This is a genomic window from Bradyrhizobium sp. STM 3843 (assembly GCF_000239815.1).
GTDB lineage: Bacteria > Pseudomonadota > Alphaproteobacteria > Rhizobiales > Xanthobacteraceae > Bradyrhizobium.
In genome coordinates this window covers 13,021-34,941 of the sequence record NZ_CAFK01000219.1, presented here as the reverse complement: position 1 = coordinate 34,941, position 21,921 = coordinate 13,021, and the positions used below count along the sequence as shown (strand labels likewise).

The following is a 21,921-nucleotide window of genomic DNA, read 5'->3' as shown; positions in this document are numbered from 1 at the left end:
TTCGACGCCACCCTGCTCGACATCAGGCGTTTCGACGCCTATCGCGCCGCTCACCTCGACACCAGACTGATGGGCTCCGGCTATTTCTATCCGATCGGCGCCAACCGCGGCTATGTCGGGCTCGCCGGCAATCCGGAGCTGCTGGCAGCGGTCGACGGTGCGCTCACGGATCTGCAGGCGTCAGGTGTATTGGCCGAACTCGGCCGCGCGGCCGGCCTCACCTATCTGCCGCCGCGCGAGCCCGCGATTCTGGGCGACGCATTCCAGAAGGTGCTCCAGAGCGGTGCACGATAGCGCACCCTTGGCGGGCTCGTGCGGACGATCGGAGAAGAGGCAGGCTCGGCGGCGAACGCGGCAGTAATCACCGTGCTGCGGCTCTATGGACGGCAGATGGGACGACGCCGAAATATTTTCGGAACACGCGGCTGAAATGGGATGAGCTCGAAAAGCCCCATGAGAACGCCACGTCCGTGATTGTCTTTCCCGACTGCGTCTCGAGTTCCTGGCGGCAGTGCTGCAACCGCGCCCGCCAGATATAATCGCTGACCGTCATGCCGCGGTCGCTGAACACCATGTGCAGGTAACGCTTTGTACAACCGAGGGCTGCAGATATCTGGTCAATAGTTAGATCAGGATCGCGCAGATGCTCGCGGATGAACGCCTGGGCGCGGATATAGATCGCTTCGGGGCCGCCGCGATCGAACATCGCGTCGGCTTCGCGCAGCGGCAACAGCAGCAGATCGATCAGCGATTCGGCCACGCCGACGGCGCTGTGCGGCGAGAGCTTGGTGGCCTCGTCAAACGCGGCATGCGCCACGTCATGCGCGATCCGCCCGGTTCCGCTGCGGGCGGACAGCTTGCATGCCACCATCTTGTCGAGGCGAAAGCCGCGCTCCTGCAGCAGCTCCTTGGGTACGATCACGACCTCATGACGGGTCAGGGCCGGGCTGACGATCGTATGCGGCATCGACACGTCATAGGCCAGGCAGTCGCCAGGTCCGATTTCGATGTGCCGGCCGTCCTGCTCGAAATAGGAGGTGCCGTAGGTCTGGAACAGGATCTTGATATAGGGATGCTCGGTGGAGCGAGACCGCGCGAGCGTGTGCGCGATCCGATGTTGACTCGCCTCGATCTGGCACAGCTTCAGTCGAGACATCAGGGTGTAGTTGATGCGACCGTCGAATGATGTTCCCTCTAGCGGGTCAACATCAAATCGGCCGCACAAATCGGTCAGTGCGTCTGACCAACGCTGGATCTGGCTCTTGGGCGTCAGGCCCGTGGTGCTGAGCGAGCGGATCGTATCGGGCATGTCCATCCACCGATTTGAAGATCGAACGCAACGGCCCGCCGCAGAGAAGGCGGGTGACAAAAGTGAAGCCAAAATATTCCCTTTTTTTGGCAGCCTCTTCGTCTGGCCGGCTGGTTGAGCCCGTTCGCGCCTGTTGTGCCGCAACGCAAGTCCCTGAACAATCCTCCGCCTTCATTTCCAAGCCGTCAAGAAGAACGATCAACCTTCGGGCGAAGGCTGAGCATGGACGTTCATTGATGCTCCGCACAATAGAAACGCAGCCCTATGTTGCGGTCCAGCAAAGTAAAATCGTTCCCAAAAACTTCGTTTCGGTTCACTCTTGAGCAAAGCGGCTTCGCTCTTGGGCAAGTTTCCCGATTTCGAACTGGATAAGGATTGCCGCTGAAGAAGAGACTGGGCCGCGTCGTGCGGACCTGTGTTCAAAATGGGAGGATGGACGATGCGAAAAGTACTGCTCGCAACCTGTCTGACGTCGGTCGCGGCACTTGCCGCGGGTGGCGCATGGGCCAGCGATGAACTGGTCAAAATGTCGCAGAACCCGAAAGATTGGGTGATGCCGGCAGGCGACTACGCCAACACCCGCTACTCGAAGCTCAACCAGATCAACGCCCAGAACGTCGGCAAGATGCAGGTCGCCTGGACCTTCTCGACCGGCGTGCTGCGCGGTCACGAGGGCGGCCCGCTCATCATCGGCAACCTGATGTATGTGCATACGCCGTTCCCGAACAAGGTGTACGCGCTCGACCTGTCGCAGGACAACAAGATCGTCTGGCGCTATGAGCCCAAGCAGGATCCGAACGTCATTCCGGTGATGTGCTGCGATACGGTCAATCGCGGTCTCGCCTATGGCGACGGCAAGATCTTCCTGCATCAGGCCGACGACAAGCTGATCGCGCTCGATGCCAAGACCGGCAATCTGGTCTGGAGCGCAGTCAACGGCGATCCCTCCAAGGGTCAGACCGGCACCTCCGCTCCGCTGGTGGTGAAGGACAAGGTCCTGGTCGGCACGTCCGGCGGCGAGTTCGGCGTCCAGTGCAGCATGACCGCCTACGACATCAAGTCCGGCAAGCAGGCCTGGAAGGCCTATTCGGAAGGGCCTGATGACCAGATCCTGTTCGACGCCAGCACGACTGCGCTCGGCAAGCCGGTCGGCAAGGACTCCAGCCTGAAGACCTGGCAGGGCGATCAGTGGAAGATCGGCGGCGGCTGCACCTGGGGCTGGGCGTCGTATGATCCGCAGCTCGATCTCGTCTATTACGGCTCGGGCAATCCTTCGACCTGGAATCCGAAGCAGCGTCCTGGTGACAACAAGTGGTCGATGACGATCTTCGCGCGCAACCCGGACACGGGTGTCGCGAAGTGGGTCTATCAGATGACGCCCCACGACGAATGGGACTATGACGGCGTCAACGAGATGATCCTGTCCGATCAGCAGGTCAACGGACAGGCGCGCAAGCTGCTGACGCATTTCGATCGTAACGGCCTCGGCTATACGCTCGATCGTGCGACCGGCGAGCTCATGGTCGCCGAGAAGTACGACCCGAAGGTCAACTGGACCACCGGCGTCGACATGGACAAGAACTCGCCGACCTACGGCCGTCCCAAGGTGGTCGCGCAATATTCGACCGACCAGAACGGCGAGGATCACAACACCAAGGGGGTCTGTCCGGCGGCGCTCGGCAGCAAGGACGAACAGCCTGCAGCCTACTCTCCTGACACGCAGCTGTTCTACGTGCCGACCAACCATGTCTGCATGGACTACGAGCCGTTCAAGGTGAGCTACACCGCGGGGCAGCCCTATGTCGGCGCCACCCTGTCGATGTATCCGCCTCAGGGCGACACCAACATGGGCAACTTCATTGCCTGGGACGGCAAGACCGGCAAGATCGTCTGGTCGAACAAGGAGCCGTTCTCGGTGTGGTCGGGTGCACTCGCGACCGCTGGTGGCGTGGTGTTCTACGGCACGCTCGAAGGCTACCTCAAGGCGGTCGACGCCAAGACCGGCAAGGAGCTCTACAAATTCAAGACTCCGTCCGGCATCATCGGCAACGTCACGACCTATGAGCACAACGGCAAGCAATATGTCGCCGTCTTGTCGGGTGTCGGTGGCTGGGCCGGTATCGGCCTCGCGGCTGGCCTGACCGATCCGACCGCAGGTCTCGGTGCAGTCGGTGGCTATGCTGCGCTCTCGAACTACACCGCGCTCGGTGGCACGCTGACCGTGTTCTCCCTGCCGCAGTAAACTGAGGATGGCTGCTTCCGGCGCATGGACCTGGTCCATGCGCCGGTCTGCCTTGCCCCGAAATTCGAGGACTAAGCTTTGCGTAAAATCTTTATCGCGGTCGCCACCATATGCGTGGCAGCCGGTGGAATGGCCTTGACGGAACGCGCCCTTGCCGACGGGTCCGGTGATCCGGCCGCCGTGAAGTCCGAGGACGGGAAGTACTTCGACAAGGACGGAAACCCGACCTACAAGATCACCGCTGACGGGACCGTCGATTGGTACACCTATTCGGGCTACCGCCGTTACCATTCGGAATGTCACGTCTGCCATGGTCCGGACGGCATGGGATCGACTTACGCGCCGGCGCTGAAGGACTCGCTGAAGACGATGAGCTATGGCGATTTTCTTGGAGTCGTTGCCAGCGGTCGCAAGAACATCAGCACCGCGCAGGAGAATGTCATGCCGGCGTTCGGCGATAACCCGAATGTCGCCTGCTACATGGACGACATCTATGTGTACCTGCGCGCCCGCGCTAATGATGCATGGGGACGTGCGCGTCCAGCCAAGCACGAAGAGAAGCCTGAGGCCTATACTCAGGCTGAGAATTCCTGCATGGGCAACAAAAATTGATGGGGGATCGCGGCCTCGAATGGCTGTCGGCGATCCCAGCAAAGAATAGGAGTTGAAGAAATGAAAACGCGCGCCGCGGTTGCTCTCGAAGCCAAGAAGCCGCTGGAGATCGTCGAGCTCGATCTCGAAGGTCCGAAGGCCGGCGAAGTGCTGGTGGAGATCAAGGCCACCGGCATCTGCCACACCGATGCCTATACCCTGGACGGCTTCGACAGCGAAGGCATCTTCCCATCGATTCTCGGACATGAAGGCGCCGGCATCGTGCGCGAGGTCGGCGCAGGCGTCATGTCGGTCAAGCCCGGCGACCACGTGATTCCGCTCTACACGCCGGAATGCCGCCAGTGCAAAAGCTGTCTGAGCCAGAAAACCAACCTCTGCACCGCGATCCGCGCCACTCAGGGCAAGGGCGTGATGCCGGACGGCACCTCGCGATTTTCCTACAAAGGCCAGACCATCTACCACTATATGGGTTGCTCGACCTTCTCGAACTTCACCGTGCTGCCGGAGATCGCGGTCGCGAAGATCCGTGAGGACGCGCCGTTCGACAAGAGCTGCTATATCGGCTGCGGCGTGACCACCGGCGTCGGCGCGGTCGTCAACACTGCGAAAGTCACCCCCGGCTCCAACGTGGTGGTGTTCGGCCTCGGCGGCATCGGGCTCAACGTGATCCAGGGCGCCAAGATGGTCGGTGCCGACAAGATCATCGGTGTGGACCTTAACGACAGCAAGGAGGAATGGGGCCGCCGCTTCGGCATGACCCATTTCGTCAATCCGAAGAAGATCTCGGGCGACATCGTCCAGCATCTGACCGCACTTACGGACGGCGGCGCCGACTACACCTTCGACTGCACCGGCAACACCACGGTCATGCGGCAGGCGCTGGAAGCCTGTCACCGCGGCTGGGGCGTCTCCATCATCATCGGTGTCGCCGAGGCGGGCAAGGAGATCGCCACCCGTCCGTTCCAGCTCGTCACCGGCCGTGTCTGGAAGGGCACCGCGTTCGGCGGGGCGCGCGGCCGCACCGACGTCCCCAAGATCGTCGACTGGTACATGAACGGAAAGATCGCGATCGATCCGATGATCACCCACACGCTGAAGCTCGAAGACATCAACAAAGGCTTCGACCTGATGCATGAGGGCAAGTCGATCCGCTCCGTCGTCGTCTTCTAAATCACCAACGGCAAGCACTAGGAGGATTGCGTCATGACTGTTCACATCCACCCATCGGTCGACAACGGTGTCAAGCAGGGCTCGGGGCACTTTGCCGGCGGCACCCTGGTCTGCAAGTGCCACGACAGGCCGGTGAAGGTCGGCATCAAGGGCGATGTCGCCCATAACCACGCCTGCGGCTGCACCAAGTGCTGGAAACCGCAAGGCGCCACCTTCTCCGTGGTCGCGGTGGTGCCGCGGCAGAACGTGACCGTGCTTGAGAACGGCGACAAGCTGCAGATCGTCGATCCCTCGGCGGTGATCCAGCGTTACGCCTGCCGGGAATGCGGCACGCATATGTACGGCCGGATCGAGAATACGGGGCACCCGTTCTACGGCCTCGACTTCATTCATCCGGAGCTGTTCCAGGAAGAGGGCTCGGCAGCGCCTGGTTTCGCTGCCTTCGTCTCCTCGGTCATCGAGTCCGGAGTCAAGCCGGAGCAGATGGGTGCGATCAGGGCGCGGCTCAAGGAGCTCGGGCTCGAACCCTATGACTGCCTGTCGCCGGCTCTGATGGATGCGATCGCCACCCACGTGGCGAAAGCGAAAGCAGCGTAGCCACCGCTGCTCAATACGAAGGGTCGCCGGCCGGCGGCCCTTTCTGAAGCGTTCCTTCCTGACGACTTGGGCCCCGCTTGCTCTTCCAGCAAGCGGGGCGTTTTTTGTCCGCAGCTCCGATGGACGCTCCAAATGCAGCCTAGACGATCTTGATCGACATGTCCGGCAGGCCCTCGAGCTTGCACAACAGCACGTCGCCTTTCACGACGGGGCCGACATTCTCCGGCGTGCCGGAATAGATGATGTCGCCGGCCTTCAGCTCGAAGGCTTCAGACAGTTTGGAGATCTGCTCGGCGACGCTCCAGATCATCTTCTCCAGGTCCGAGTTCTGACGCACAGTGCCGTTCACCGCGAGTGAGATCGCGCCCTTGGCCAGATGTCCGACCTTCGCGACCGGATGGATCGGGCCGAGCACCGCGGCGTGATCGAAGCTCTTGCCGATCTCCCAGGGCTTCTTCTCCGCCGCCATGCCGTTCTGCAGGTCGCGCCGGGTCATGTCGAGGCCGAGCGCATAGCCATAGACATGGTCGAGCGCCTTCTCGGGCGGGATGTTGGCGCCGCCCGATTTCAACGCCGCGACCAGCTCGACCTCATGGTGATAGTTCTTGGTCAGGGACGGATACGGGTGGTCGGCGACCTCGCCGATCGCGACGTTCTGGATGGCGTCCGTCGGCTTCTGAAAGAAGAAGGGCGGCTCCCGGTTCGGATCGGAGCCGCGCTCGATCGCATGCGCCGCATAGTTGCGGCCGATGCAATAGATGCGGCGAACCGGGAACACGCCCTCTTCGCCCACGACCGGAATCGTGGTCGCCGGCACCGCAAAGATCGGCTTCGCACCGGCCTGCGCCACCGCAGGCCGCACTTCCGACGCAAGCGCCGCAGCTGCCGCCGCGCCTGTCGCTGCCGTGAGAAGATCGCGTCGAGATGTATTTGTCATCAATAACTCCATCTGAATGGTCAGAGATCAATGGGCGAGCGGATCAGGTCGCATCTGGACCTTGAACACCTTGGGATAGGCTTCCTTCCCGCCCTCGCCGTGGAAGTTGGCGCGGGTGCCCGAGGTGGTCCAGATCCCCCGCCCCTTCCAGCCGGCTGCGGGATCGTCGATCCGTCCATCGACATTCTTGGTGAAGAAGCCGAGCGGATACGGCACGCGCAAGGTGACGAATTCGCCGTTCACGAGGGCAAGCAGCGACTCGCCGCCGTTGGCGGTTGCGATCGGCACGTTGGCGCCGAGGCCGAGAATGTTGAATCGATCGACCCAGAGATAATAGGCGTGATTGGCGCTGCCCTTGGGGTCCAGGCCTTTGAACTGCGGGCCGGGCATCCGGTACACTTTCCAGCCTTCCGGACATTGCTTGCCCTCGGCCGTGGTCGGCCCGTTCAATGGCCCCTTGCACAGGCTACGGTCGAAGCTTGCGAGGTGTCCGCTGGAGAGCGCCGTCCAGACCAGACCGTCCAGTCCGATGTCGATGCCGCGCGGACCGAACGTGCCCTCCGGCGGCTGATAGATTTCGGCAAGCGCTGTCCTGGCCGGATCCGGCCCCGGCACCACGCGAATGATGTAGCCCGGCTGGTCGATGCGCGAGAAGCCCCGATCCATCGACTGGCCCCAGATCGAATCGTCCACCGGACTTGGCATCACGCCGTAGAAGGAGGCGACGACACGCTTGTCCTTGGCCGGATCCAGCGGATCCTTAGCCCCGACAAAGGCATCCCGCTTGCCGTTGCCATTGGTGTCGATCACCAGCGGCGTCCAGCCTTGCGAAGCCACGCCATCACGGGTCTCGCGGAATTGTTTGACATTCAGCCAGCCGACGACACCGCCGCCGAGCCCGGGGCCGCCCGCGCTCATCCACAGCGTGTCGTTCGGGTCATGGCCGAAATAGAGATGATGCGTCGAGAAGCAGGTGTTGATCAGATCCCATTGACCGGTGGCGGGATCGAAGCGCGACAGCTGGCGCACCGAGGTGGCCTGCGGATCGACCTGCGTCGACGGATGGCTGGAGCCCTGCTTGCAGTAGTCAGGATTCCGCGGCGGCCGCAAGCGCGCGGTGAACCAGACCTTGCCCTGCTCATCCATGATGACGTTGTGGATGCTGGTATGGCCGTCCCAGATCGGCTCGTCGCCCCAATAGGCCGAGGTGCCGCGCGGGGCATCCGCCGATGACGGCGTGTTGGGATCGAGATAGGGCTCGGTGATGGTCGAAGCGACGTTCTTGACCGGATCGAGCGTCGGGATCAGGTCGGTGCTCTCCTCCGGCGAGCCGTAGATCAATCCGTTGGCGTTCACGGTCGGATTGCGCTTGTCGGTCGAGATCGCATCGTGCTGATAATGCGTCGGCGATGCCCAGTCCCACATCGTGTAGACGACGTTGCGCTCGACGCCCGTCGGCCGTTCCGGCTTGTCGAACGGCAGCTCGCCCTCGGCAATGCGGTCGGTCCAGTTCGCGAACATCGCATAGGTCCTGTCGGGCCCCATGCTGCCGAGCACCGTGGCCATGTATTCCATGGCCTGGCCGGCCTGCGTTCGGATCGCCCAGGCATCCTGTGAGTTGTGCCCTTCCAGGAACGTCTTGGGCACCTCGCGGATGCCGCGAGACCCCAGCGCGTGGCAGGATTGGCAGGCGTTCTTGACCGTATCCACCCACTGCGCCTGGGACTTCATCGTCTCCACGATCTTGTTGCCCTTGTCGCCGGTGCCGGGAAATTCCTCCGGCTTCGGGATATCGAGCATCGAATACCAGTACATGCCGGGATAAAGCTGCGCAGCTGCCGCAGCAGATGCTGCCGGCTGCGCCTTGAAATCGATCGTCCTGCCAGGCCGCGCGTCGACCTGTGCGGTGTCCGAAAGTCCATAGCCTCGCGCCCAGACCTTGTAGCTCGCATCGGGAAGCTCGGGGATCACGTAGCGCCCCTGGTCGTCGGTGACGACGACCTTGGCATATTTGGTCGGCAGATCCTTGGTCTCGGCGATCACCCAGACGCCGGCTTCAGGGCCATTGGTGCCGGTCACCTGACCGCCAATGTCGTGCGCGGAAATGTCGATGTCGGCGGCCGATACGAGGTCGCTCGGCATCAGAGATGACGCAGCAACGCAGCCCATCATGATGGTCTTGAGCTTCATGTCTCTTCCTCCGGGTCGCCGCCATTTGATGCGGCTTGTTCTTGGCAACTGACGTGCGCCCCCGACTCTTCGCACGAGTGGCGCAACCGGATCAACTAAGCCGAAAATCATAAGGCATTGCGCTGCACGACGATAATGAACGCGTGATCGGGACGGCAGCCGTTCGCGACCTCGCCGCGCAACGCGCCCGAGCCTTTGACAGACGGAACCCTCTTGAAAGCGAGAGGGCGCAGGGAAGGCCGGGCGCTGGCCGCGCCCGTGGCCCGCCTGCGAAAGAAATGCAGGCGGCAGGAACCACAGGTTTGGCCGAGGCATCCCGGCCTTCCCTGCACGATGGTTTTAACGGCTGCTTCGCGTTCTCCCCGGTGCGCCGGGCTTTCTGGACACCGTTGCCTGCACGACGCGTGAGCGTCGTCGCAAACGTGATACTAGCGTCGGAGTATCAGGACCGCGCGACTTGACCGTGCATGCCGAATTGTTCGTCCGCGCGAGAGACGCGCTGCAATCCGACACACCCACCGCTCCCCGCCTCCACGTTCGTGACGACCGCGATACGCCCCTCCGCAACGAGGCGGGATGCATGCAGTAAAACACGATTTCTGAAAAAACGAAAGAGAAATCTTCAGTCGCTTTCACCAGTCCCGTTCACAAGCGACCTGGACGGACTGATCGAATTGATAGGTCTTGCCAATCCTGCCTTATGGCGAATCCGCCCCGGTCTTGCTGACTTCCACAAAACAAGCGCGGCTGCGATGGACGGCAAGCGGCCGAGAACAAATGAGAGCAAACAAAAAGAAAGGCCGCCTGAAGTACAGGCGGCCCAAGTCCAGGGAGGAAACGCCCAAGAGGGCTACATCATGTCTAGCGCATGATGACCATCATGGGTATCCGGATGTTACCGGAGGTTGCCAACAACCTCAAGTTTACTTTTTTCTATTCTGACATCCGCTCCCGTGGCTTGTGTGAGCCGCATTTGCAACGCCTGGGAACCGCCCCTGCAGCTGTCGGCGCCAAAGAACCGTCCGCTAACGTTTTGATACCAGTGGAACTTTGGCCCTGATGTTAAGTTCCGATGTTCCGGCAGCCAGATCGCCAAGGCCAGGTCCATTGCGCCAGATCGGCTATGCGTGCGGGTCCGAGGGCCCGGGTCGCCGGCACCACCCCAAATCAAGTCAGCGCATTCCTCCTCGGTTCCTGATTCATCTGCTCGCGCTGAGCCGCACTGACGTGCGTCCCCAAGATTCGGAACCGATTCGGAACTTCGCCCAACGGCTCGAAGACGGCACGCATGGTAAACTGCCCGTTACCATCGAGCGACGGACCTTCGCAGTAGCGCCCGGCTTCAGGCGGCGCGCCATTCCGCGCGGTTCCCATTAACATGTAGGCAAACTCCGCCGCTTGCTTGCTGCGATCGAAGCCGTTCGGAATCGGACGCTGACTGGCCCCACCGAGATCCTCGACGATAGCAAGCCACTGCTGCTGATGCATGGTGTCGCGCGCGATCAGATTGCTCAGCATGTCCTGCATGCCGCGATTCAGCCGTCAAATTGTACAGCCGCACCGCGAGCGTGCGTCCGGGCGCCTCCGCCGCGACATTGCAAGACAGGTCGGCAAGACATGTCGGCCTACCGAAGTCGTCCATGCGGAGGCTCTCTTGTCGAGGTGGGCTCGCGCCAATGAAGTCCGCGCTCCGCCGTTCCTTGCGCTGGACGCCAAGCTAATGAGAACGGTTCTACCGCCGACTGATGCTGATTTGAGTCAGGTGCGAGCCGCACCCTGGAAACAGAAGACGATCTGCGCAATACTCGAGTCGGACGTCACGCGCGACGCCTGCACCCGCACACCCGTTTGGAACATGGGCTCTTCGGAGCAGTTCTGCACCGTGGCGGCTGTCAGCTCAAGGATCGTCGTGCTGTCGCCATTCGGCAGTTGCCTACCTGCTTCATTCAGGCGCTCCGGGTGCGATCTGCTTACGTCGCGCTCGCACCGTCCGGATCGGATCAGCTACGGAGTCGAAACAGGAGGGACCGTGCAAGAGGATGTCGCGTCCCGACTTGCCGCGAGCGCCAAGCGCTGGATGACGGCGCGTGAACATAGTGAGGCGCGCGCTCTTGGATTCGGCCAGATCCTGTTCACGCTCGGCTGGTCGTCGATGTGGGCGGCCTCGCTCGACCTCCTGCCGTTCGTCCCGATCGGCCTCTGCCTTGTCTTGATGATCGCGGGAGTGAGCTTGCCGGCATTGCGCAGCCGTCGCCTGCGCGCATCGGCCTCCGCTCCGGTGCAAGGACCAGATCCGGGCCACGGGTCTGCGGAACAGACACCGGCCCGGATCGGCTGAGCTCAGCGGGATAGGATCACGCTTGATAATCAGGCAGGCTGTTGATCAGGCCGCCTCACGCTCTTCATGAGCAAGATAATCGCGGGTGACCTGCTCGACATGCGACCCACTCCGCCATCCGCTCCTCTTCCTTCAGCGATTGTTCGAGCGGGGCACGTGCTTCCGCCATCCCGGCAGCCTGACACAACGTGAGCAGCGATTTGTAGGCAGCGATCTCGAAATTCTCGAACGCGTTGTTCGCGAAGGTGTTCTTCAGGATCTCGTCACCGGCCATCGAATGTCCCATCGCCTGAAGATTCGCCATGGCGGACTGCGTGGTATCCTTCAGACTGGACGTGCTTTCGCCGCAGGCGCTCAAACACTGTTCGAGCCGCTTGAGCTGCTCATTGGTCTCCTGAAGGTGCGCCTGCACTTTGGTTTTCACGTCCGGATAATCGTCCAGCCGCTCCGACTGGCGCTCCATCAACTCCCGTGCCTGTATCTCCATGGCGTGGGCGTTGCGCAGGCCGACGATGAAAATGTCTCTCGCTTTGTTGCTCATCTCACTGTTTCCCGATTGTTGATGGGCGATCGCTCCATCGATGCGCGCACAACAGGCCGATGAGTCGTTAGTTCCTAAGCGACGCCTACGCGGAAACGGTGTGTGGTGTCAGCGGATTGGAACGCCCCCAGCAGCCGCACGTTCGCGAAATGCACGACGACAATGGTGGTGCGAAAAAGACGATGTCAGGAGGACACGATGCCGCAGCCACAGGAGCGGAAAAGTCCGTTCGACAAGGAGCCGGCCGAAGGCTCCCGCGAGACAGTGGATCAGCAGCTGAGAGAACAGGAGCAAGAGACGGAGCGCGGCACGGCAGATCCGGTCACTGTCCCCGATCCGAAGAACCAGACCAGCTAGCGCGCCGACGTCGGCCGCCTCACCCGCGAAACCTATTGCAAATGAAGCACGTTTGCGGATGGCCGAAGGGCAGAGCTGCCCCGGATCAGCGCCACATCGTCGGCACGACGCGCGGCGCATTGTCGCCATCCGCCGTGTCATCCGAATCGGCGCCGTCGGCATCCGCCGTCGCGTCGTTCGCGACAGCGCCCGATGAATCGATTGACGGATCGGTTGGCTGAGGCGACAGCTGATTCGGCTGCAGCGCCGGTGACGTCGGAAGCTGCCGCGACCCTTGCAAAGGCATAGCCGCAGGACGCTGATCCGCGTCGCGATCGACGCCGTCTGTGCCAAGGATTTCGTCCGGGTCGTGCATGGTCAGCTCCGTACCCAAGCCACCGCAAATTAATCCGGGTCGGACACGCGCAATATCAACTGTGTTAATGCCGGTGCGGCTGCCGCTCTCAAGCCGGAGGCTTAGCGACGCGACGGCCGATGGGCGGCCTGATGCCATGATTTTGTGGCCCCCTCGTGACAGGCGACGTGTGCAAAGCATGTGGCCGGCGCGCAGATACGCAGACGCGCATCAGCAGCGAGATATTGCTTGCTTTGCCAGCCCCGGCGAACAATCGAAGCGCGTCGTCGCATATCGAGCGGTGCATCGCAAGGGAGCATCGGTCCAATCCGGACACCGTTTGCTTGTCTCGCGCGAATCAGACCAACTCCGATCAGCTCCACGCCGCCACCGCCTCGACGGCTGAACATGACGTCCCCCGGACTCGCTCCAGGTTGCATCTTCCGAGGGTTATTGCGTATGCAGGTCCCGAAGGCGTGGATAGGAGCCGGGATCGCGCTCGGGTTCAGCTCAAAACGGGGGTCTTGATGAAGAACAAGCAAGTGGCCGCCTTGCCGTTCCGGATCGAGGAGATGGAGCTCAGCATCCTGCTGATCACGACTCGCGGCAAGCGCCGTTGGTCGGTGCCGAAAGGCTGGCCGATCTGGCGCAAGCGCCCGCATCGGACGGCTGCCATCGAAGCCTATGAAGAGGCCGGGCTGCGCGGCAAGGTCAGCCGCCGGCCCGTCGGGCAATTCAAGCATCGCAAGCGCAAGGGCAAGCGCAAGATCACCTGCGAGGTCCAGCTGTTTCCGCTCGAGGTGAAGAAGCAGCACGCGCGGTGGCCGGAGCGCGGCCAACGCAAGGTGGTCTGGCTGCCGGCGGCCAAGGCGGCACGCCGCATCCGCCAGGCCAAGCTGCGTGAGCTGATCGAGAGCTTCGCACGCAAGCGCGGGAAGCGGCATTGAGCCGGTTGCTCCGCGAGCATCCCTTCCTCTTCGAATTGCCGGTCGCCGCTGCGGCAAAATGACGTCGCCGTTCGGAGAGGTGGCGATCGCGCTCCTTCGCCGGCCTCGCGTACGGAACGCCGCTGATCCTATCCCCGTGGCGGGACGAAATGGTCGTGGGTGCTGGCCGACGTTCCGGTGGCAGGATCGGTGATCCTGATCTCGATGTCGAGCGGCGCCGGCGGAATGTCGGCGCTCGCAGCCTCCACCGACATGCGGATCTCGCGGGTCTGGTCCTGGCCGATTTCCAGGAGCATGCGGCCGTCGGCGTTGCGCGTGACACCTGCAACAGTCACCTTGGCGTTGGGCACGCCGGTCACATCGAGCACGACCTCGCGCGCGGCGCGCTTGTTGAGCAGCCGCACCGTATAGTCGTTGCGCACGCCGCCATCGGAGAGCTGCACGAACAGCGGATTGCGCTCATGCAGCACGTTGAGGCCCAAGGAGCCGCGTGTCGCCAGGCTGTACAGCATGATGCTGCCGACGATGGCGATGAAGCTCGCATAGATGATGGTGCGCGGCCGGATCAGCCGGTAGATTTCCGGCTTGCCTTCCCTGCGCCGCTGCACGTTGATGTCGGTGTCATAGGCGATCAGGCCGGTTGGCCGTCCGATCTCCTTCATCACCGTATCGCAGGCGTCGATGCACAGGCTGCACTGAACGCAGCCGAGCTGGAGGCCATTCCGGATATCGACTCCGGTCGGACAGACATTGACGCATTGATGGCAGTCGACGCAGTCGCCGGCCGGCTGCCCCTGCTCGCGCGCGTGCTCCGCCTTCTTGACCGACATGCGCGGCTCGCCGCGGTCGCCGCGATAGGTGACGTTGAGCGCCCATTCATCCGTCAGCGCCGCCTGGATGCGCGGCCACGGGCACATATAGATGCACATCTGCTCGCGGGCATGGCCGGCGAAAGTGTAGGTGGTGGCGGTGAGAATGCCGATCCAGAGATAGGCCACAAATGGCGCCTGGAAGGTCGCGAGATCCTTTACCAGCGTCGGCGCGTCAGCGAAGTAGAGCACCCAGGCGCCGCCCGTCCACCACGCGATCATCAGCCACAGAAAATGCTTGGTGGCGACCCGGCGCGCATGGGTGAAGGTCCAGCCGCGCTTGTCGCTCAGGATCCGCTCGCGGCGGTCGCCCTCGACCCAGCGCTCCACCGCATAGAACAGATCGGTCCAGACCGTCTGCGGACAGAGATAGCCGCACCACAGCCGGCCCGCCACCGCATTCATCAGAAACAGCGTCACCGCCGCGAGGATAAGGAGGCCGGTGAAGTAATAGACCTCCTGCGGCCACAGCTCGATGAAGAAGAAGTAGAAGCGGCGGTGCGGGAAGTCGATCAGCACCGCCTGGTTGGGCAGGCCTGGACCGCGATCCCAGCGCACGAACGGCAGCAGATAGTAGATGCCGAGCGCGATGCACAGGATCGTCCACTTGATGCGGCGAAAGCGGCCATGAACGGCCTGCGGATAGACTTTCGTACGCGCCTTGTAGAGCGGGCCGACGATATAGGTATCGTCTGAGTCAGCCATTTTGATCCTCGTGATCGCCTCGTCCCACCGGCCAGCTTGACAATCAAGAGAACGCGTGGCCGCTCTTCAAGCCGAGCTTCTTGAACACGATCGCCGCAGGGCAGAAGCCGGTGAAAGATGCCTGGATCATGTTCAACCCTGCGAAAGCCGTCAGCAGATACCAATAGGGATTGACCATCCAGCCGAGCGCGAGGCCGAGCAGGACGACGAAACCTGCGAAGGTGAGAACTGCTTTGTCGATGTTCATGGCATGCTCCTTTGTGGTTCGGTTTGAGCGTGATCAAAGTCGGCCTAGGCCGGACAAAGTCCATGCGACGATTCTTTGCGAATCCATCGCACCTGAGACGCGCGACAGCTCCCGGCCGCCTTTCACAAGAAGTAGCGTCGGGATGCCCGAAATGCCGAAACGGGCCGAGACGTCCGGCGCATTGTCGGAGTTGAGCTTGAGCGTCCGCACGCGCGGCTCGAGCTCTGCCGTCGCCCGCTCGAACATCGGTGCCATCGCGCGGCAGGGACCGCACCACGGCGCCCAGACGTCGATCAGGAGCGGCAGGTCGCTATGGGCGAGATGGCGCTGGAACGCGGCCTCGTCGACCTCAATCGGATGGCCGTCGAAGATGGGCGTATGACATTTGCCGCATTTGGCGGCTGCCGGCGTGCGCGCTGCGGGCAGCCGATTGATCTGCCCGCAATGACCGCATACCACCTGAAACGTGTCGCTCATGTCCCGGTTCTGAGCTCCTTGACCTTGGCGATGTTGAGCCGGTCGAGCAGGAAGCGCTCATAGAACGGCTCCGGCGCACCGCGCCGCATCTTGCGCAGGAAGTATTTTTCGAACGCGACCTTGGCGTAGTGCACCCATTCCCCTTTTGACGACCAGTTGACGTTGCGCGGCGGGATCTGCGGCTGCGCCAGGAACGCGACGCCGGAGTCGCCGAAATCGGCGAGACAGATCGCATTCCAGGTCGGCTGCGCTGCCGGCTCCCGCCCGCGCAGCAGCGCGCCGATGTTCATCGCTGTCGCCGTGACCATCGATTCGATCATGAAGCCGGTCTTCGGCACGCCGACCGGGACCGGCGTCGGGCCGATCGGCGGAATGGCAACGCAAACCCCGACCGCGAACACGTTGGGGAAATCAGGATTGCGCTGATGCTTGTCGACGATGATGAAGCCGCGCGGATTGGTCAGCTTCTCGATGCCGCGCACCGCGGCAACGCCGCGGAAGGCCGGCAGCATCATCGAATATGCAAAGGGCAGCTCATGGGTCTTGCGCAACGCACCGTCCTCGGTCAGCTCCTCCACCATCATCCGTCCCGCTTCGACCGAGGTGACGCGCGCATTGGTGATCCACTTGACGTGCTTCTCGCGCAGCTCGCTCTCGAGCAGACCCTTGGTGTCGCCGACGCCATCGAGACCGAGATGGCCGACATAGGGCTCCGAGGTCACGAACGTCATCGGCACGCGGTCGCGCAATTTGCGGCGACGCAGCTCGGTCTCCAGGATGAACAGGAACTCGTAGGCCGGGCCGAAGCAGGACGCCCCCTGCACCGCGCCGATCACCACGGGGCCCGGGTTCTCGGCGAGCTTGTCGAACGCAGCCTTGGCGTGGGCGGCATGGTCGACATGACAGACCGACTGGGTATGGCCCTGCGGGCCGAGCCCTGGAATTTCGTCGAAGGCGAGCTCCGGTCCCGTGGCAATGACGAGATAGTCATAATCCACGATCGCACCGTCGTTCAGCTCGATCCGCTTGTCGGACGCATGCACGCGCCTGGCGCCCTGGGTCAGCAGGCGGATCCCCTTGCGCTTCATGATGTCGACCAGATCGATCTCGATCTCGTCGCGCTTGCGCCAGCCAACCGCGACCCAGGGGTTCGACGGCACGAAATGATAGGCCGGCCCCTCGGATATGACCGTCAGGCGATCCTCACGTCTCACCTGCGCCAGCAATTCATAGGCCATCAGCGTCCCGCTCAGGCCGGCTCCGATTACGACAATCTCTGCCATGGTGCTCTCCTTGGTTCCCTTTTTCGCCCGCCACGTGCTCCGTGGCTTATCGATCTTGCTTGACTATATATTCTAATATCTGTATATACGCAACTATGAAAATTGATGCTGACGTCATGGAAGTTGCGGCGGATCAGGCGAGCGATCTCCTCAAGGCGCTCTCGAACCGTCACCGGCTTCTGATCATCTGCCAACTGATCGACGGCGAGCGTTCCGTCGGCGATCTCGCCACGTTCCTGAATCTGCGCGATTCCACCGTCTCGCAACATCTGGCGCTCCTGCGCAGGGACGGGCTGGTGTCGGCACGGCGCGACGGGCAGACGATCTACTACGCGATCGCAAGCGATCCGGCGCGCGAGGTGCTGAAGACGCTCTATCAGGTCTATTGCGCGCCGAAGTCTGCAAGATCCGGGCGGAAAGCAACATAGAGGCGCGGATCGTGCCTTGAGGCAAATCAACGGTTGAGGACGGCTGTCATGGCATGCGTACGGAAGCTTCGCGGCTGCCGGACGATCCTGCGGAATTCAGCAAAACGGAACGGGCTGATGCGGAGACTATTGCTCCTGTGCTTGATCGCCATTGCGACTTGGCCAGCGCTGGCGAGGGCGGAAACCTTGACGGTGTCCTCGCGCGAGGTTGCCGACGAGAAGGCGGTGTTCGCCACGGTGGAGAGCGTCAGCGTGGTGCCGGCGCGTGCGCGGATTGGCGGCACAGTGGCTCAGCTCCATGTCCGGGAAGGTGACGCCGTGACGCGCGGCCAGGCCATCGCGGTGGTCGGCGACGAGAAGCTGGTGCTGCAGATGAAGTCGCTGGATGCCCAGATCCTGGCCCTGCAGGCCCAGGCGGATCAGGCGCAGATCGACTTCGACCGCATCCAGGGGCTGGTCGAGCGCGGGACGCTGCCGCGCACCAATCTGGATCAGGCGCGGACGGCGCTCAACGTCGCACAGAACAATTTGCGATCGAAGACCGCCGAGCGCGGCGTTGTGCAGCAGCAGCTGACCGAAGGACAGGTGCTGGCGCCCGACGACGGCCGGGTGCTGAAGAAGCTCGTGACGGTGGGATCAGTGGTGCTGCAAGGCGATCCGATCGTCACCATCGCGCAGCAGAACTTCAAGCTGCGGCTGCGCGTGCCGGAGCGCCACGCGCTGTTCCTGAAGGCCGGCGACAAGGTTCGCGTCGACGGCGCCGAATTGGGCGAGCAAGGCGACAAATGGGGCGTGATCGATCTGGTCTATCCGCAGATCGAGGAAGGCCGGGTCGTCGCGGACGCGATCGTCACGGGCCTCGGCCAGTATTTCGTCGGCGACCGGTTGCGGGTTTGGATCCCCGGCGGCACGCGCAACGCTTTCGTGATCCCGGCACGCTATGTCACCACCCGCTTCGGGATCGACTATGTCCAGTTGCGGCAACGCGATCAGACCGTCGTCGTCCCGGTGCAACGCGGCCGCGAGCTGCCGAGCGCCGATCTTCCCGACGGCCTTGAAATCCTGTCCGGCCTGCGCGCGGGCGACCAGCTGGTGCTGCCGTGAAGCTGGGATTATCAGGCAAGCTCACCCAGGCGACGATCGGCTCGCCGCTGACGCCGCTGTTCCTGCTGGCAGCTCTGGTGGTCGGCTTGATCGCGGTCATCGTGATCCCGCGCGAGGAGGAGCCGCAGATCAGCGTGCCGATGGTCGACATCCGCATCAATGCGGACGGATTGCGCGGGCCGGATGCGGTCGAGCTCGTCACCAAGCCGCTCGAGACCATCGTCAAGGCGATCGACGGCGTCGAGCATGTCTACAGCCAGACCGAAGACGACCGGGTGATGGTCACCGCGCGCTTCCTGGTCGGCACCAAGTTCGAAGACGCGATCCTGCGCGTGCATGAGAAGATCCGCGCCAATCTCGATCGCATTCCGGTCGGCATCGCCGAGCCCCTGATCGTGGGACGCGGCATCAACGATGTCGCCGTCACCGTGCTGACGCTGTCGCCAAAGCCGGAGGCTGCCGACCATTGGACCGACAAGGATCTGTATGAGCTTGCGGACAAGCTCCGCGCCGAGCTCACCAAGGTCGACAATGTCGGCCTCACTTACATCTCAGGGGGCGGCGCGCAGCAGATCCGGGTCGAGCCCGATCCGGAAAAGCTCTCCTTGTTCGGCATCACGTTGCAGCAGCTCGTCGCCAAGGTGAAGGATGCCAACCGCTCCTTCCTGGCCGGCGACGTCAGAGACGGCGGCATCGTCCGCAATGTCGCGGCGGGGCAGACGCTTGCGGGAATTCCGGATATCGGCCTGCTCCTGATCACCACCCGCGACGGCCGCCCGGTCTACGTCCGCGATGTCGCGACCGTCGTGATCGGACCTGGCCTCGCCGAACATCGGGTCTGGAACGATGCGCGCCACGACAATGGCGCCTGGAATCGCGTGCCGGCGGTCAGCGTGGCGATCGCCAAACGTGCCGGCGCCAACGCCGTGATCGTGTCGCATGACATCGCCCAGCGGCTGGAAGGTCTCAAAGGGCGACTGATCCCGGATGATGTCACGGTCACGGTCACCCGGGACTATGGCGAAACCGCCAACGAGAAGGCCAACGAGCTCCTGTTCCATCTCGGGCTTGCGACGCTCTCGATCGTGGTCCTGATCGCGATTGCAATCGGCTGGCGCGAGGCGGTCGTGACCCTCGTCGTGATCCCGACCACGATCCTGCTGACCTTATTCGCCGCCAACCTGATGGGCTACACGATCAACCGGGTCAGCCTGTTCGCCCTGATCTTCTCGATCGGCATCCTGGTCGACGATGCGATCGTGGTGGTCGAGAACATCGCGCGACACTGGGGGATGCGCGACGGCCGCCCGCGCCTGCAGGCCACGATCGAAGCGGTCGCCGAGGTCGGCAATCCCACCGTCGTGGCAACGCTCACCGTGGTCGCGGCCTTGCTGCCGATGCTGTTCGTGTCGGGCCTGATGGGCCCGTATATGGCGCCGATTCCGGCGAACGCCTCGGCCGCCATGCTGTTCTCGTTCTTCGTCGCGATGGTGGTCGCGCCGTGGCTGATGCTGCGGCTGGCGCCGAAAAAGGAGTCCGACAAGGCCGACGAAGGCGGCGCGGCCGTGCCCGCTACGCATGACGAAGGCAGGCTCGGCCGGCTTTACCGCCGCGTGGCGCGCCCGATCGTCGCAAGCAGGCGCTCGGCGTGGATCTTCCTGCTCGGGGTCGGCATCGCGACGCTGTTGTCGATGACCTTGTTTGCGACCAAGTCGGTCACGGTGAAGCTCCTGCCGTTCGACAACAAGTCGGAGATCGCCGTCATCGCCGATCTGCCCGAAGGCGCGAGCCTGGAGGACACCGAGCGGCTGCTGTTCGCCGCAGCCGACATCGCCCGTCAGCTGCCGGAGATCACCACCGTCCAGAGCTACGCCGGAACGCCGGCGCCGTTCAATTTCAACGGTCTGGTCCGCCACTACTACCTGCGCGAACGGCCCGAGCTCGGCGAGTTGCAAGTCAACCTGACGGCGCGAGGAGACCGCGCACGCAGCAGCCACGAGATCGCGCTCGACCTGCGCCAGCGCCTCAAGGCGGTGCCGCTACCGGCGGGCACCAGCATCAAGGTCGTTGAAGTGCCGCCGGGACCGCCGGTGCTCGCCACCCTGCTCGCCGAGATCTATGGTCCGGACGCAGCGACGCGGCGCGCCGTCGCAAGCGAGGTGAAGACAATCTTCAGCGAGGTGCCGTTCATCGTCGATGTCGACGACTCCATCGGCGAGAAGCGCCCGCGGCTGCGGCTCTCGATCGACCAGGACAGCCTCGAATATTTCGGGGTCGAACAGCGCGACGTCTACGACACGATTCAGACCCTGTTCGGCGGCGTGTCGATCGGCTACTCCCACCGCGGCGAGGACCGCAATCCGATCGAGATCGCAGTCAAGCTGCCGAAGCGGGACAAGACCTGGACCGAGGCGCCGGCGTCGACGCCGGTGCCGGCGAACACCGTGCCCGGCAGCAAGACCGTCGTCGAGCTCGGCCAGGTCGTGAAGGCCACCGTCGAACAGGGCTCGCCCGTGATCTTCCGCCGCGACGGCCGTTTTGCCGACATGGTGACCGCCGAGCTGGCCGGACGTTTCGAGGCGCCGCTCTACGGCATGATGGCGGTGGCCGACCGGATCGACGCGCATGACTGGGGCAAGCTGCCGAAGCCGGTCATCGCCTTCCACGGTCAGCCCGCGGACGAGTCGCACCCGACGCTGCTGTGGGACGGCGAATGGGAAATCACCTACGTGACGTTCCGCGACATGGGGGCTGCGTTCGGCGCGGCGATCCTCGGCATCTACGTGCTGGTCGTGGCGCAATTCGGCAGCTTCCGCCTGCCGCTGGTGATCCTGACGCCGATCCCGCTCACTTTGATCGGCATCCTGCTCGGCCATTGGCTGCTGGGTGCGCCGTTCACCGCAACCTCGATGATCGGCTTCATCGCGCTCGCCGGCATCATCGTGCGCAACTCGATCCTTCTGGTCGACTTCATCCGCCACAGCGGCGGCGAGGGCAAGAGCTTGCGCGACGTCGTGCTCGAGGCCGGCGCGGTGCGCTTCAAGCCGATCCTGCTGACTGCGCTCGCTGCGATGATCGGTGCGGCCACCATCCTGCTCGATCCGATCTTCCAGGGGCTCGCGATCTCGCTCCTGTTCGGCCTGGCCTCATCGACGCTTCTGACCGTGCTCGTGATCCCCGCGATCTACATCGCGCTCCGCGGGCCGCGCCAATCCGTCGCCAAACCAAAATAGG

At 63.1% G+C, this 21,921-nt stretch carries 20 protein-coding genes and 1 pseudogene; 11 read left to right on the top strand and 10 right to left on the bottom strand.

Translation table 11 applies throughout. The annotated features are described in order from the left end of the window. Positions 1 to 294, top strand: a pseudogene (locus BRAS3843_RS23335) (ABC transporter substrate-binding protein); the annotation flags it as partial. Positions 295 to 361: 67 nt separating this feature from the next. Here the strand turns inward: BRAS3843_RS23335 and BRAS3843_RS23330 are convergent. Beyond that, positions 362 to 1,309, bottom strand: coding sequence for a helix-turn-helix domain-containing protein (locus BRAS3843_RS23330; protein ID WP_008971534.1), 948 nt, complete (start codon positions 1,307 to 1,309; stop codon positions 362 to 364). A gap of 439 nt (positions 1,310 to 1,748) precedes the next feature. Here BRAS3843_RS23330 and xoxF5 point away from each other — a divergent pair, with 439 nt between their 5' ends. From xoxF5 to gfa, 4 genes are all read left to right on the top strand, one after another. Next, positions 1,749 to 3,551: a lanthanide-dependent methanol dehydrogenase XoxF5 gene (gene xoxF5, locus BRAS3843_RS23325; RefSeq protein ID WP_008971533.1), complete on the top strand. Its 1,803-nt coding sequence runs from the start codon at positions 1,749 to 1,751 to the stop codon at positions 3,549 to 3,551. A gap of 129 nt (positions 3,552 to 3,680) precedes the next feature. After that, complete coding sequence (locus BRAS3843_RS23320) at positions 3,681 to 4,163, top strand: c-type cytochrome, methanol metabolism-related (RefSeq protein ID WP_008971532.1); 483 nt, start codon at positions 3,681 to 3,683, stop codon at positions 4,161 to 4,163. Positions 4,164 to 4,223: 60 nt separating this feature from the next. Further along, complete coding sequence (locus BRAS3843_RS23315; protein ID WP_008971531.1) at positions 4,224 to 5,333, top strand: S-(hydroxymethyl)glutathione dehydrogenase/class III alcohol dehydrogenase; 1,110 nt, start codon at positions 4,224 to 4,226, stop codon at positions 5,331 to 5,333. Positions 5,334 to 5,366: 33 nt separating this feature from the next. Beyond that, positions 5,367 to 5,930, top strand: coding sequence for an S-(hydroxymethyl)glutathione synthase (gene gfa / locus BRAS3843_RS23310; protein WP_008971530.1), 564 nt, complete (start codon positions 5,367 to 5,369; stop codon positions 5,928 to 5,930). A gap of 139 nt (positions 5,931 to 6,069) precedes the next feature. On the opposite strand, the gene BRAS3843_RS23305 is transcribed toward gfa, so the two are convergent. From BRAS3843_RS23305 to BRAS3843_RS23295, 3 genes are all read right to left on the bottom strand, one after another. Continuing rightward, entirely contained in the window at positions 6,070 to 6,867 is a 798-nt protein-coding gene (locus BRAS3843_RS23305; RefSeq protein WP_008971529.1) for a fumarylacetoacetate hydrolase family protein, read from the bottom strand. Between the two features lie 27 nt (positions 6,868 to 6,894). Then, positions 6,895 to 9,057, bottom strand: a complete 2,163-nt coding sequence (locus tag BRAS3843_RS23300; protein WP_008971528.1) for a hypothetical protein — start codon at positions 9,055 to 9,057, stop codon at positions 6,895 to 6,897. Between the two features lie 1,167 nt (positions 9,058 to 10,224). Next, a complete protein-coding gene (locus BRAS3843_RS23295) occupies positions 10,225 to 10,584 on the bottom strand; it encodes a manganese catalase family protein (protein ID WP_008971525.1) in 360 nt (119 codons plus the stop codon). A gap of 502 nt (positions 10,585 to 11,086) precedes the next feature. Between BRAS3843_RS23295 and BRAS3843_RS23290 the strand changes: the two genes are divergently transcribed. Next, complete coding sequence (locus BRAS3843_RS23290; protein ID WP_008971524.1) at positions 11,087 to 11,395, top strand: hypothetical protein; 309 nt, start codon at positions 11,087 to 11,089, stop codon at positions 11,393 to 11,395. A gap of 64 nt (positions 11,396 to 11,459) precedes the next feature. Here BRAS3843_RS23290 and BRAS3843_RS23285 read toward each other — a convergent pair whose 3' ends face one another. Beyond that, positions 11,460 to 11,936 carry a ferritin-like domain-containing protein gene (locus BRAS3843_RS23285; RefSeq protein ID WP_008971523.1) on the bottom strand — a complete coding sequence of 159 codons (477 nt, stop codon included), beginning with the start codon at positions 11,934 to 11,936 and terminating at the stop codon, positions 11,460 to 11,462. A gap of 198 nt (positions 11,937 to 12,134) precedes the next feature. Between BRAS3843_RS23285 and BRAS3843_RS41650 the strand changes: the two genes are divergently transcribed. After that, positions 12,135 to 12,293 carry a hypothetical protein gene (locus BRAS3843_RS41650; protein ID WP_008971522.1) on the top strand — a complete coding sequence of 53 codons (159 nt, stop codon included), beginning with the start codon at positions 12,135 to 12,137 and terminating at the stop codon, positions 12,291 to 12,293. Between the two features lie 85 nt (positions 12,294 to 12,378). Here the strand turns inward: BRAS3843_RS41650 and BRAS3843_RS23275 are convergent, their stop codons facing one another. Next, positions 12,379 to 12,648 carry a hypothetical protein gene (locus BRAS3843_RS23275; protein WP_008971521.1) on the bottom strand — a complete coding sequence of 90 codons (270 nt, stop codon included), beginning with the start codon at positions 12,646 to 12,648 and terminating at the stop codon, positions 12,379 to 12,381. 506 nt (positions 12,649 to 13,154) lie between these two features. Here BRAS3843_RS23275 and BRAS3843_RS23270 point away from each other — a divergent pair. Beyond that, entirely contained in the window at positions 13,155 to 13,574 is a 420-nt protein-coding gene (locus BRAS3843_RS23270; RefSeq protein WP_008971519.1) for an NUDIX hydrolase, read from the top strand. 128 nt (positions 13,575 to 13,702) lie between these two features. Here the strand turns inward: BRAS3843_RS23270 and ccoG are convergent, their stop codons facing one another. Genes ccoG through BRAS3843_RS23250 form a run of 4 tightly spaced genes read right to left on the bottom strand, consistent with a single transcriptional unit; the run spans position 13,703 to position 17,155 of the window. Then, a complete protein-coding gene (gene ccoG / locus BRAS3843_RS23265) occupies positions 13,703 to 15,148 on the bottom strand; it encodes a cytochrome c oxidase accessory protein CcoG (RefSeq protein WP_008971518.1) in 1,446 nt (481 codons plus the stop codon). A gap of 43 nt (positions 15,149 to 15,191) precedes the next feature. Then, positions 15,192 to 15,395: a DUF2892 domain-containing protein gene (locus BRAS3843_RS23260; protein ID WP_008971517.1), complete on the bottom strand. Its 204-nt coding sequence runs from the start codon at positions 15,393 to 15,395 to the stop codon at positions 15,192 to 15,194. A gap of 33 nt (positions 15,396 to 15,428) precedes the next feature. Next, positions 15,429 to 15,872 carry a thioredoxin TrxC gene (trxC, locus tag BRAS3843_RS23255; RefSeq protein WP_008971516.1) on the bottom strand — a complete coding sequence of 148 codons (444 nt, stop codon included), beginning with the start codon at positions 15,870 to 15,872 and terminating at the stop codon, positions 15,429 to 15,431. Continuing rightward, positions 15,869 to 17,155: an FAD/NAD(P)-binding oxidoreductase gene (locus BRAS3843_RS23250; RefSeq protein WP_008971515.1), complete on the bottom strand. Its 1,287-nt coding sequence runs from the start codon at positions 17,153 to 17,155 to the stop codon at positions 15,869 to 15,871. The genes trxC and BRAS3843_RS23250 overlap by 4 nt, the downstream gene beginning before the upstream one ends. A gap of 116 nt (positions 17,156 to 17,271) precedes the next feature. On the opposite strand from BRAS3843_RS23250, the gene BRAS3843_RS23245 reads away from it, so the two are divergent. The 3 genes from BRAS3843_RS23245 (at position 17,272) to BRAS3843_RS23235 (ending at position 21,920) form a co-directional block, all read left to right on the top strand. Then, complete coding sequence (locus tag BRAS3843_RS23245; protein ID WP_008971514.1) at positions 17,272 to 17,583, top strand: metalloregulator ArsR/SmtB family transcription factor; 312 nt, start codon at positions 17,272 to 17,274, stop codon at positions 17,581 to 17,583. Between the two features lie 117 nt (positions 17,584 to 17,700). Further along, positions 17,701 to 18,687 carry an efflux RND transporter periplasmic adaptor subunit gene (locus BRAS3843_RS23240; RefSeq protein ID WP_008971513.1) on the top strand — a complete coding sequence of 329 codons (987 nt, stop codon included), beginning with the start codon at positions 17,701 to 17,703 and terminating at the stop codon, positions 18,685 to 18,687. Next, a complete protein-coding gene (locus BRAS3843_RS23235; protein WP_008971512.1) occupies positions 18,684 to 21,920 on the top strand; it encodes an efflux RND transporter permease subunit in 3,237 nt (1,078 codons plus the stop codon). Before BRAS3843_RS23240 ends, BRAS3843_RS23235 begins: the two co-directional genes overlap by 4 nt. The last annotated feature ends 1 nt before the right edge of the window (position 21,921 follow it).